The following is a 12,924-nucleotide window of genomic DNA, read 5'->3' on the forward strand; positions in this document are numbered from 1 at the left end:
GGTGAATCTTGCCGGCCGTCCCGGGTCGCGTCCGTCGGCTGTTCGGTCCGACTCTGATCGATGATCTTGCCGCCCAGGCATCGAGTCCTATGCTGCATCCATTGTGAAGTCCTGGGGGGGATCGTGATCACGATGCTTGGATGCTGCGCGCCCGTCGGCGTGGCGACGACCCGCGCCCACTGACATGGAAATATACAACGTCGTCCATCGTTTCGCTGACCGTTCGGCCATCTTCGCCGACCGGCCGGCCCTGCTCGGCGACGGCCAGCCGGTCAGCTACGCGGCCCTCGCCGCCTCGGCGGGCGGTCACGCCGCGCTGCTCGCCGCCGCCGGGGTCGGCCCCGGCGACCGGGTCGCCCTGCTGATCCCGCACGGCGCGCCCACCGTCGCCGCGATCCTCGGCACGCTCGCCGCCGGGGCCGCGTACGTGCCGCTGGACCCGGGCTTCCCCGCCGACCGGCTGCGCCACATGCTCGCCGCCGCGCGGGTGCGCGCCGTCCTGGCCGCCCCCGAGCACCGGGACCTCGCCGACCGGCTCGCCGCAGACCACCGGGAACCGGCCGACCTGCCCGGCGCGGAGCGCCAGCCCGGCCCCGACCACCGGGAACCGGCCGACCTGCCCGGCACCGCCGTGTCGGCCAGCGTCGTGCTGACCACCGACGCGGTCACCCCCGCGCCGCTGCGCCCCGTGCCGGTCGACCCCGACGCCCTCGCGTACGTGCTGTTCACCTCCGGCTCGACCGGGCTGCCAAAGGCCGTCGGGCAGACCCACCGCAACCTCGCCCACGTCGTCGACAACCAGATCGCCACCCTCGGCGTCGGCCCCGACGACCGGCTCAGCCTGCTCGCCTCGTTCAGCTTCGACGCGGCCATCCCCGACCTGTACCCGGCGCTGCTCACCGGCGCCGCCGTCGTCCCCGTCGACCTGCGCCGGCACGGGCTGGCCCACGCCGTCGAACAGCTCGAGAAGCACCGGGTCACCGTCTACCACTCCACCCCGACCGTCTACCGGTTCCTGCTCGACGCCCTCGGCGACCGGCGGCTGGACAGCGTCCGGGCGGTGCTGCTCGGCGGCGAGCAGGCCACCCACGCCGACGTCGCCCGGGGCCGGGACCGGTTCGCCCCGGGCTGCGTGCTGGTCAACGGGTACGGCGCGACGGAGATGACGTTCGCCGCCCGGTACGCGCTGCCGCTGGCCGACGCCGACTCGGCGGCCACCGGCCCGCTGCCGATCGGCACCGCGCTGCCCGGCTACGAGCTGCACCTGGCCCCTGCCGGGACCGCCGAAACCACCACCGCTGAAACCACCGATGCAGCTCAGGACGACGCTACCGGGGAGATTGTCGTGCGGGGGCGGCACGTCGCGCCCGGCTACCTCGACCGCACCGACGACCGGTTCAGTCGCGACGCCGACGGGGTGTGGTCGTACCGGACCGGGGACCTCGGGGCGCGGCTGCCCGGCGGCGACCTCGTCTGCCTCGGCCGGCTCGACCGGCAGGTCAAGGTGCGGGGCTTCCGCGTCGAGCTGACCGAGATCGAGGCCGTGCTCGCCGCCGAGCCGGGCGTCGGCGCGGTCCGGGCGATCGCCCGTGGCGGCGAGCTGCTCGCGTACGCCCGACCGGCCGGCGGGGGCCTCGACCCGGCGGCCCTGCGCGCCGCCCTCGCCCGGCGGCTGCCGGACTACGCCCTGCCCCGGGCCGTCGTCGTGGTCGACGAGTTCCCGCTCACCGTCACCGGCAAGGTCGACGAGCGGGCGCTGCCCGACCCGGTCGCCGAAGCCACCACCGGCAGCGAGGCGGCCGACCAGGAGCCGGCCACCGCCACCGAGCGGGCCGTGCACGACATCTGGTGCGCGGTGCTGGGCCGCGAGACGGTCGCCCGCACCGCCGGCTTCTTCGACGTCGGCGGCCAGTCGCTGCTGCTCGGCGTCGTCCAGCAGCGGCTCGCCGCCCGGTTCGGGGTGCGGCTGCCCCTGCTGCGGCTGTTCGAGAACCCGACGATCGAGGCGCAGGCCCGCCTGGTCGACGTGCCGGCCGCGCCCGGCCACGCGCCCGTCGGGCCGACGCCGGCCGCGCCCGCCACGGCCGCCCGCGAGTACACCGGCGACGAGATCGTCGTCGTCGGGCTCGCCGGCCGCTTCCCCGGCGCGCCCGACCCCGCCACCTTCTGGTGGAACCTCTGCGCCGGCGTCGACGCCATCCACGACCACACCGACGAGGAGTTGGCCGCGCTGGGCATCGGCCCCCGGCTGCTCGCCGACCCCCGGCACGTGCGGGCCGCCGGCCGGCTCGACGACGTGGCCGACTTCGACGCCGACTTCTTCGCCTTCGGCGCGCAGGAGGCCGCCCGCACCGACCCGCAGCACCGGCTGTTCCTGGAGACGGCGTGGGAGGCCCTGGAGGACGCCGGGCACGACCCGTCCCGGTTCCCCGGCCTGGTCGGCGTCTACGCCGCCACCTCCGCCAACCGGTACTTCCTGTTCCACCTCCTGGACAACCCGGCGGTGGTCGGCGACGTCGACCCCGACGACTGGGAGGCCCGGCTGGTCGGCCGGCAGTTCACCGACCACCTGCCCGGCCAGGTCGCCTACCGCCTCGGGCTGACCGGGCCGGCGCTGGCCGTGCAGAGCGCCTGCTCCAGCTCGCTGGTCGCGGTCTGCGTCGCCGCCCAGAGCCTCGCCGACTACCAGTGCGACATCGCCCTGGCCGGCGGCGTCAACGTGACCTGGCCCCGCTACCGGCACGCCCCCGGCGGCATGGCGTCCCCGGACGGGCGGTGCCGCGCCTTCGACGAGTCCGCCAACGGTTCCGGCTTCGGTTCCGGCGTCGGGGTCGTCGCGCTGCGCCGGCTAGCCGACGCGCAGGCCGACGGGGACCGGATCTACGCGGTGCTGCCCGGCTGGGCGGTCACCAACGACGGCGCGGACCGCGCCGGCTTCGCCGTCCCCGGCCCGTCGGGGCAGGCCGCCGCCGTGGCCGGCGCGCTCGCCGCCGCCGAGGTCGCCCCCGGCGAGGTACGCCTCATCGAGGCGCACGGCAGCGGCACCCCGCTCGGCGACGCCCTGGAGGTCGCCGCCCTGCACGAGGTGTACGGGGGCGCCGCGCCCGCCGAGAGCTGCGCGCTCGGCTCGGTGAAGACCAACATCGGCCACCTCGACGCCGCCGCCGGCATCGCCGGTCTGATCAAGGCGGTGCTCGCCGTCCAGCACGGGGTCATCCCGCCGAACCTGCACTTCACCCGCCCGCACCCCGAGATCGACCTGGCCGGCGGCCCGTTCTACGTGCCGACGAAGGCCCGGGACTGGCCGCAGGTCGCCCGCCGGGTCGCCGGGGTCAGCTCGTTCGGGCTCGGCGGCACCAACGCCCACGTGGTCGTCGAGCAGCCGCCCCCGGTCGAGCCGCTCGACGTCGGGGACGCCGCCGCCCCGGAAGCCGCCGCGGGGGAGGATGCCGACGCCCCCGACGCGGTCGCGCACCTGCTGCCGGTGTCGGCGCGTACCCCCGTGGCGTTGCGGGCGGCGTTGCGCCGGCTGCGGCAGCACCTGTCCGGGGCGTCCCCGGCGCTGGCCGAGGTCGCCGCCACGCTCGCGCTGGGCCGCAGGGAGTTCGGCTGCCGGGCGGCGGTCGTCGCCACCGACCTCGCCGCCGCCCTCGCCGGCCTGAACGAGCTGCTCGACTCCGTCGGCCTGGACGAGATGCCCGCCGCCGCCGGCCCGGAGGAGCTGCCCGCCGCCGATGCCCGGGTCGCCGGCCCGGACGGCGCGCTGCGGGAGCTGGCCCTCGACTGGGTCGCCGGCCGCGACGTCGACTGGGCGGCCCTGCACCCCGAGGGCGGCGTGCGGCGCACCGGGCTGCCCACGTACCCCTTCCAACGTCAGCGGCACTGGATCGACCCCCCTCAGAAAGGTGCGCGGTGAACTGGTTCGTCTCCGCCGGAAGCCGACCCCAGGCGCCGGTGCGGTTGTTCTGCCTGCCCTACGCCGGGGCCGGGGCCAGCGCGTTCCGCGAGTGGCAGCGGGCCTTCGGCGCGGACGTCGAGGTGCTGCCGGTGCAGCTGCCCGGGCGGGAGAACCGGATCAGCGAGGACCCGAACTTCACCGTCGCCGACGTCGCCGCCGCGATCGCCGGCCGGGCCGACCGCCCGTACGCGATCTACGGCCACTCGATGGGCGGGCGGGTCGGCTTCGAGGTGGTCCGCGAGCTGCGCCGCACCGGCGGGCCGCTGCCGCTGCGGCTCTACGTCGGCGGGGCCCGCGCCCCGCACGTCGACGACGCGAGCCTGTTCGACGGGCTGTCCACGGTGGACGACGAGGAGCTGCTGCGCCGCCTCGGCGACGGCGGCGGGCTGCCGCCGGAGGTGCTGGCCCACCCCGAGCTGGTGGAGCTGCTGCTGCCGCTGCTGCGCGCCGACTTCAGCCGGGTCGACAGCTACCGGTACGTCCCGGGCGAGCCGCTGCCGGTGCCGGTCGTCGCGTTCTCCGGCCGGGCCGACCGGGCCGTCAGCCACGCGCAGAGCGCCGCCTGGGAGCGGCACACCGCCGCCGGGTTCACCCTGCACGAGATCGACGGCGGGCACTTCTTCCTGCAGGACCGCCTGCCCGAGCTGGTCGCCGCGATCCGCGCCGACCTCACCGACGCCCTGCGGGGCGCCGCCGCCGTCCGGGTCGCCGGCGCACACGGGACCGTGCCGGCCCCGGACGGCCCGGCGGAGCAGACGGCGATCGACCCGACGGGGGACGGGGCCGACGCGGCCGGCGCGCACCGGGTGCCGCTGGGCGACACCGGCTGGTCGGTGTGGCGCGACGCCATCCTGCGTACCACCGGGTTTCCCGCCGACGGGCTCACCGCGCTCTCCGCGCCGCAGGCCGCCGCCGCGGCCGACGACCTCCTCGCCACCGGCGAGGGCGCGGAACGGTTCGACAAGGAGTTCGCCGAGGCGCTCACCGCCGCCGCCGGCCGGCTCAACGAGCTGGCCGCCGACCCGCTGCTGCGCGAGGCCGTCACCTGGCAGAACCGCAACGCCCTGCTCGCCCTCGACGGGCTGGCCCGCGCCGGCGCCGACGCGCCCCGCAACGTGCGCCGCCGCGACCGCGAGCGGGCCCTGCTGAAGTACTGGCAGCGCTACTGCGGCAAGAACGAGACCGTCGGCTTCTTCGGCCCGAGCTGCTGGGTCACCCTCGACCCCGGGCAGGCCGACACCGCCCGGGTGCGCCCCGGGCCGGCCCTGACCCGGCGGCGCTGGGTGTGGTTCGAGTCGTGGGCGCTGTCCGCGTACGCCGACACCGTCGGGGCGGACCTGGCCGTGCGGCAGTGGTGGCCGCCGCTGCTCCAGCCGCACCTGAGCCTGCGCGACCGGTCGGTGCTGCGCCCCGGCCGCCCGCCGGTCACCCTCACCCCCGTCGAGGCGGCCCTGCTCGCCGCCGCCGACGGCCACCGCAGCGCCCGCGACCTGGTCGCCGACCCGGCGATCGGGCTGCGCCGCCCCGACGACGGGTACGCCCTGCTCGACCGCCTCGTCGAGCGGGAACTGATCACCTGGGACGCCAACCTGCCCGTCGCCCCCGACGCCGAGGCGGCCCTGGCCGCCCGCATCGACGCCATCGGCGACGAGCCGGCCCGGCTCGCGGCCCGCGCCGGCCTCGACCGGCTGCGCGCCGCCCGCGACGAGGTGGCCGACGCCGCCGGCGACCCCGACCGGCTGCGCGCCGCCCTCGACCGGCTCGACGCCACGTTCACCGAGCTGACCGGCCAGCCGGCCCGCCGCCGCGCCGGCCAGATGTACGCCGGGCGCACCCTCTGCTACGAGGACACCGCCCGCGACCTCGACGTGAGCTTCGGCGCGCCGCTGCTGGCCGACCTCGCCGCCCCGCTCGCCGTGCTGCTGCGGGCCGCCCGGTGGCTGGCCGGCGAGCTGGAGCAGGCGTACGGGGCGACGTTCCGTGAGCTGTACGAGGAGCTGCGCGCCGACACCGGCGACGCCCCCGTGTCCCTGGCCGACCTGTGGTTCCTCGTGCAGGGCCTGTTCTGGGGCACCGGCGAGCGGCCCGTCGACGCCGTCGCCGCCGAGTTCGCCGCCCGCTGGGCGGGACTGTTCGGCCTCGCCGACCTGCCCGACGGCGCGACCGAGGTGCGGCTGGCGGTGGCCGACCTGGTCGACCGGGTCGCGCAGGTGTTCCCCGACCGCCCCAGCGACTGGACCAGCGGCCGGCTGCACAGCCCCGACCTGCAGCTCTGCGCCGCCGACGCCGACGCCCTCGCCCGGGGCGACTACACCGTCGTGCTCGGCGAGCTGCACGCCGCCTGGCCGTCGTTCGACTGCCAGGTGTTCACCCCGTCGCACCCGGACGTGGCGCGGCTGCGCGCGGCGCTCGCCGCCGACCTCGGCGAGCACCGGATCCGGCTGCTGTTCCCCGCCGACTGGCCCCGGCGCACCAGCCGCACCGCCGAGGCGCTGACCGGCCCCACCGACCGGCAGCTCGCGTTTCTGCCCGCCCCCGGCGTCGACCCCGACCGGGTGCTGCCCACCGTCGACCTCACCGTCACCGACGAGGACGGCCGGCTCGTCGTCACCGCCCGCGACGGGGCGCGCTGGCCGCTGACCGAGGTGTTCGCCGGGCTGCTCAGCGCCCACGCCGTGGACGGGTTCAAGCTGGTCGCCGCCGCTCCGTACACGCCCCGGATCACCCTGGACCGGCTGGTGGTGGCCCGGCAGACGTGGCGTACCACGGTGGCCGAGAGCGGCCTGGCCGACGTCACCACCGAGCGGGACCGGTTCCTCGCCGTGCGCCGCTGGCGGCGCGACCTCGGCCTGCCCGAGCGGGTCTACGTCAAGCTCGGCACCGAGACCAAGCCCTGCTTCGTGGACCTGTCCAGCCCCGCGTACGCCGCCATGTTCGCCGCGATGGTGCGGGCAGCCCGCACTGACGGCGGCGACGCCGTGTCGCTGACGGTCAGCGAGATGCTGCCGACACCCGACGACGCGTGGGTGCCCGACGCCGCCGGCCGCCGCTACTTCAGCGAGCTGCGGCTGCACATCGTCGACGACCAGTGGCGGGCCGCGGAGTGAGCCACCTGCTGCCACTGGGCGACACCGGCTGGTCGGTGTGGCGGGACGTGCTGCTGCGTACCGCCGGGTTCCCCGCCGCCGGCCTCGACCTGCTCGCCGCGCCCGAGGCCGCCGCGGCGGCCGACGCCCTGCTGGCCGGCGAGGTCACCACCGACGGGTACGACAAGGAGCTGGCCGCCGCCCTGGCCCGCTCCTCCGACGTGCTCGCCGGGATCTGCGCCGACCCGGCCGTGCGCGAGGCGGTCACCTGGCAGAACCCGGAGATGCTCGTCGCCCTCGACGGGCTGCTGCGCACCGACCCGGCCGTGCGCAACAAGCCCCGCCGCAAGCGGGAGATCGCGGTGCTGCGCTACTGGCAGCGCTACTGCGGCAAGGCCGAGACCATCGGCTTCTTCGGGCCGGTCTGCTGGGGCACCCTCGACCCGGACAGCCCGCACACCCGGCTCGCCCCGGGCACCGGGCTGGTCGGCCGCCGCGAGGTGCACCTGGAGGCGTGGGCGCTCGCCGCGTACGCCGACCGGCTCGCCGCCGACCTTGCGGTGCGCCGCTGGTGGGCCCCGGTGCTCCCGCCCCACCTGCGGCTCGACGGCCGCCGGTTGTGCCCGCCGCTGGCCCTGGCGGTGGAGCTGACCGCCGTGGAGGCCCGGCTGCTCGCCGGCTGCGACGGCCGCACCCCGGCCCGGGAGATCGTGGCGCGGCTGTGCGAAGACGGCGACGCCGGCCTGCGCCGCGCCGACGACGGCTACCTGCTGCTCGACCGGCTCGTCGAGCGGGGCCTGCTGACCTGGGACGCCGGCCTGCCCAACAACCCGCAGGCGGTGCGGGTGCTCGCGGCGCGGATCGCCGCCGTCGGCGACCCCGAGCTGCGCGCCGACCTGACCACCGGCCTCGACCGGCTCACCGCCGCCCGCGACGCCGTGGCCGCCGCCGCCGGCGACCCGGACCGGCTCGCCGCCGCCCTCGCCGCCCTCAACGCCGCGTTCACCGCCGCCACCGGGGAGTCGGCGACCCGGCACGGCGGGCAGATGTACACGGGCCGCACCGTCGTCTACGAGGAGACGACGCGGGACCTGGAGGTCGCCGTCGGGTCGGCCGTCCTCGACGCCCTCGCCGCCCCCCTGGCGATCGTGCTGCGGGCCGCCCGCTGGCTCACCGCCGAGATCGGCGCGGCCTGCGAGCGGGTCCTCGGCGAGCTGCACGCCGAGCTGGCCGCCGACGGGCCGGTGCGGCTGGCCGACATGTGGTCCCTCGCGCAGGGGCTCATCCTCGCCCCGGACGGCCCCGTCGCCGTCGCCAGCGCCGGGTTCACCGCCCGCTGGGCGGAGCTGTTCGGGCTCGCCGACGTCGCCGCCGACCAGCCGGAGCTGCGACTGCGCAGCGCCGACCTGGCCGGGCGGGCCGAGGCGCTGTTCCCCGCCACCGCGCCGGGCTGGCCCACCGCCCGCGTGCACAGCCCCGACGTGCAGGTCGCCGCGGCCGGCGTCGACGCGCTCAACCGGGGCGAGTTCCAGCTTGTCCTGGGCGAGCTGCACCCGGCGACCACGCCGTTCGACAGCGCCGTGTTCGCCCCGTTCCACCCCGACCCGGCCGCGCTGCGCGCCGCCGTGGACGCCGACCTGGGGCCGGCCCGGCTGCGGCTGCTGCCGCCGGCCGGGTTCCCCCGGCAGACCACCCGCACCACCTGGCACCTGCGGGGCCCGGCCGACCGGCAGGTCGGCATCGACACGGCCCGGGGCGCGGACGTCACCGACCTCGTCGCCGCGAGCGCCGTCCGGGTCGAGTCCGTCGCCGGCCGGCTCGTCGCGGTGCTGCCCGACGGGACCCGCTGGCCGCTGGTCGAGGTGTTCGCCAACCTCCTCGGCGCGCTGCTGCTGGACAGCTTCAAGCTGCTCGCCCCCGCGCCGACGACGCCACGGATCACCATCGACCGGCTGGTGGTGGCCCGGCGCACCTGGCGCACCACCGTCGCCGACAGCGGCCTGGCCGGGGCCACCGGGGAGTCCGCGCGCTTCCTCGCGGTGCGCCGTTGGCGGGCCCGCCTCGGCCTGCCCGAGCGGGTCTTCGTGAAGGTCGGCACCGAGGTCAAGCCCTGCTACGTCGACCTCACCGGCCCGCTGTACGCCCAGTCCCTGTGCGCCATGGCCGACGCCGCCGCCCGGACCGACCCGGCCGTCACGCTCACCGTCAGCGAGCTGCTGCCGGCCCCCGCCGACGCCTGGGTGACCGACGCCGCCGGGCGCGGCTACGTCAGCGAGCTGCGCCTGCAGATCACCGATCCAGCCACCTACCGGGGGGAACACGGGTGACCGACATCCTGTCCATCAGCGCCGCGCACGGCGAGCCGCTGCCGTGGCCCGACGCGACGCTGGCCGAGCTGGTCGCCGCGCAGGCCGCGCGGACCCCGGGCGCGGTGGCGGTGCGCCAGTGGGACGAGCGGCTCACCTACCGGGAGCTGGTCGGCCGGGCCGCCGGGGTGGCCGCCGCGCTGCGCGAGCGCGGCGTGGGCCGGCACAGCCGGGTCGGGGTGTGCGGGCACCGTCGCCCGGACCTGGTGGTCACCGTCCTCGGCGTGCTGCTCGCCGGCGCGTGCTACGTGCCGCTGGAGCCCGGCGGCCCCCGCCGCCGGCTGCGGGAGATCGCCGCCGACGCCGGGGTGCGCGTCGTCGTCGGCGACGCCGCCGAGGCCGAGTTCGGGGACGTTTCCGGCGTGACGGCGCTCGGGCTGCCCGGCCCCGCGCCGCTGGCCCCCTGCCCGGCCCGGCCCGGCGACCCCGCGTACGTGCTGTTCACCTCCGGCTCCACCGGCCGGCCCAAGGGCGTGCTCACCACCCACCGCAACGTCGTCGAGTTCGTCACCGGCTGCGCGGCCCTGACCGGTGCCGACGCGTCGGTGCGCAGCCTCGGCATCGCCTCCCTCGGCTTCGACGCCGCCACCATGGACCTGTTCGTGCCGCTGCTGCTCGGCGGCACGGTGCAGCTCATCGGGGCCGACGACCGGTCCGACCCGGCGCGGCTGGCCCGGTTCGTCGCCGCCCACGAGGTCAACTGGGGCTTCATCACCCCGACCGTGCTGTCCATGCTGGACCCGGCAGAGCTGCCCGGCTGGCGCACCGTGCTCTGCGGCGGCGAGGCCGTGCCCGCCGAGCTGGCCGCCCGCTGGGCCCCCGGCCGGCGCTTCGTCAACGGCTACGGCCCCACCGAGACCACCGTGCTGGCCGTCACCGCCGAGCTGACCGCCGCCGAGACCGACCCCGTGCCGATCGGCCGGCCGCTGCCCAACCACCGGGCGTACGTCGTCGACGCCGACCTGCGCCCCGTGCCGCCCGGCGAGACCGGCGAGCTGCTGATCGGCGGCCCCGGCCTGGCCGACGGCTACCTCAACCGGCCCGGCCTGACCGCCGACCGGTTCGTGCCCGACCCGTTCTCCGGCCTGCCCGGCGAGCGGCTGTACCGCACCGGCGACCTGGTCACCCAGGCCCCCGACGGGCGGATCGTCTATCTCGGCCGCGCCGACCGGCAGGTGAAGATCCGGGGGCAGCGCATCGAGCTGGGCGAGGTCGAGGCCGTCCTCGCCGGGCTGCCCGGCGTCGACCGGGTCGTGGCGGAGGCCGTCGACGCCCCCGCCGGGGCCGAGCTGGTCGCGTTCCTCACCCCCGCCGACGCCCCCGACGACGCGGCGGTGCGCGCGTACGCCGAGCCGAGGCTGACCGCCGCGATGCGCCCCGCCCGGGTGCTGCGCCTGGCGGAGCTGCCGGTCAGCCCGACCACGGGGAAGCTGGACCGGCCGGCGCTGCGGGCCCTGGCTGCCGCCGCCCGCCCCGCGCCCGGGGCCGCCGACGCCGACGGGCCGGCCGACGCCGACCCGGTGACCCGGGCGGTGGCCGGGGTGTGGGCGCGGCTGCTCGGCGCGGCCCCCGGCCCCGACACCGACTTCCTCGCCGCCGGCGGCAACTCCATCGCCGCGATGCGGCTGGTCGCGGCGCTGCGCGCCGAGCTGGGCCGCGCCGTGGACACCCGGGACGTGTTCGCCGGCCGCACCCTCGCCGGCCTGGTGCAGCGGATCACCGCCGCCGCCCCCGCCGCCGCCGACGGGCTGACCACCGGAAACCCGCCGACGCTGTCCCCGCCGCAGCGGCGGCTGTGGTTCGTCGACCAGCTCGCGCCCAGCAGCGCGCCCTACAACATCGCGGTGGCCCACCGGCTGCGCGGCGAGCTGGACGTGCCGGCCCTCGGCGCGGCCCTGCGGGCGGTGGCCGAACGGCACGACGTGCTGCGCTGGCGCATCCCGCAGACCGCCGGGGTGCCGTACGCGGTCTGCGCGGAACCCACCGACGTGGCGGTGCCCGTGGTGGACCTGACCGGCGGCGGCGATCCCGCCGCGGAGCTGGCCCGGATGCTCGCCGACGGGGCGGCCCACGCGTTCGACCTGGCCACCGGCCCGCCCTGGCAGGTGACCGTCTACCGGCTCGGCCCGGCCGAGCACGTGCTCGCCGTCACCTGGCACCACGCCGTGTTCGACGGCTGGTCCGAGGCGGTGTTCTACGCCGACCTCGCCGCCGCGTACGCCCGCGCGGTGGCCGGCGACGACCCGGCGCTGCCCGCCCCGGCGGCCCGGTACGCCGACTACGCCGTGTGGCGGGCCGAGCGGGACCGCCGCCGGGGCGCCGACGACCTCGCCTGGTGGTCCGCGCACCTGGCCGGCGCGCCGACGGTGCTGGAGCTGCCCCGCGACCGCCCCCGCCCCGCGGTGCAGACGTACGCCGGGGTGGAGGCCGCCGTCACGTTCTCCGCCGAGGCCGACCGGGCGGTGCGGACGCTGGCCGAGCGGCGCTCGACGACCGTGGCGGCGGTGCTGCTGGCCGGGTTCGGCGAGCTGCTGAGCCGGCTCACCGGCGGCGACGACCACGTCGTCGGCGCGATCGTCGCCGACCGGCGGCTGGCCGCGTTCGACGACGTCGTCGGGTTCTTCATCGACACCGTCCCGGTGCGGGTCCGCACGGCCGGGGCGAGCTTCGCCGAGCTGGTCGACCGGTGCGCCGCCGAGCTGCACGACGCCACCGCCCACCCCGGCGCGCCGCTGGAGCGGATCGTGGAGGCCCTCGGCGTGGGCCGGGACACCTCCCGCGCGCCGCTGGTGCAGGTGCTGTTCAACGTGCTCAACTTCGCCGAGCCCCGGCTCGGGCTGGCCGGGCTGGCGGCTGAGCCGGTGCCGGTGCCCAAGCCGGGCTCCCCGTTCGACCTCACCGTCTACGTGGTGGAGCGCGCGCCTGCCGGAACGAACGGGGCGGACGGGCCGGGGCGGCTCGGCGTCGAGGTGGTGTTCAACCCCGACCTGTTCGACGCCGACCGCGTCGCGGCGATGCTGGCCGACCTGGCCGCCCTCGTCGGCGCGCTGGCCGCCGCGCCGCGGTCCCCGGCCGGGGAGGTGGCCGCCGAGCTGCCCCGCCCGACGGTGCGCACCGCCGGGCTCGGCGCGATGACCGTCGCCGCGTCCGCCGAGCCCGCCCGGCCGGTGGCGCTGCCGGCGGGGCCCGACGCGCTCACCGACACCGAGGAGCTGGTCGCCGGCATCTGGCGGGAGGTCCTCGGCCGCGACCGCGTCGGCGTGACCGACAACTTCTTCGACATCGGCGGGCACTCGCTCGCCCTGGCCGCCGTGCACGCCCGGCTGACCGCCGCCACCGGCCGGTCGATCGCGATGCTCGACCTGTTCCGCCACCCCACCGTCCGGGCCCTCGCCGCGCACCTCGACGGCGCGGCCGACCGGCCGGAGCTGGCCCGCGCCGCGCTGCGGGCCGCCGCCCGCCGCAGCCGCGCCCGACGTATCCCTCCCCGCCGCCCCGGCGGCACCGCATGAAG

4 protein-coding genes are annotated in these 12,924 nt (G+C 77.7%); all 4 read left to right on the forward strand.

All coding sequences use genetic code 11. The features are described 5' to 3' along the window. Positions 1 to 184: 184 nt before the first annotated feature. The 4 genes from LPA42_RS29200 to LPA42_RS29215 are packed head-to-tail and all read left to right on the forward strand — an operon-like array spanning position 185 to position 12,922. Complete coding sequence (locus tag LPA42_RS29200; RefSeq protein ID WP_077939855.1) at positions 185 to 3,916, forward strand: amino acid adenylation domain-containing protein; 3,732 nt, start codon at positions 185 to 187, stop codon at positions 3,914 to 3,916. Beyond that, entirely contained in the window at positions 3,913 to 7,065 is a 3,153-nt protein-coding gene (locus LPA42_RS29205; protein WP_077939856.1) for a thioesterase domain-containing protein, read from the forward strand. The genes LPA42_RS29200 and LPA42_RS29205 overlap by 4 nt, the downstream gene beginning before the upstream one ends. Continuing rightward, positions 7,047 to 9,371, forward strand: a complete 2,325-nt coding sequence (locus LPA42_RS29210) for a lantibiotic dehydratase (RefSeq protein ID WP_228987006.1) — start codon at positions 7,047 to 7,049, stop codon at positions 9,369 to 9,371. Before LPA42_RS29205 ends, LPA42_RS29210 begins: the two co-directional genes overlap by 19 nt. Further along, positions 9,368 to 12,922, forward strand: a complete 3,555-nt coding sequence (locus LPA42_RS29215; RefSeq protein WP_077939857.1) for a non-ribosomal peptide synthetase — start codon at positions 9,368 to 9,370, stop codon at positions 12,920 to 12,922. Before LPA42_RS29210 ends, LPA42_RS29215 begins: the two co-directional genes overlap by 4 nt. Positions 12,923 to 12,924: the final 2 nt, after the last annotated feature.

This window comes from Micromonospora sp. DH13, from assembly GCF_020873825.1.
Taxonomy (GTDB): Bacteria; Actinomycetota; Actinomycetes; order Mycobacteriales; family Micromonosporaceae; genus Micromonospora; species Micromonospora haikouensis.

What these genes read in the sequence shown, in the direction of transcription:
- LPA42_RS29200 (WP_077939855.1), top strand. Translation starts at nt 185, where the DNA reads ATGGAAATATACAACGTCGTCCATCGTTTCGCTGACCGTTCGGCCATC.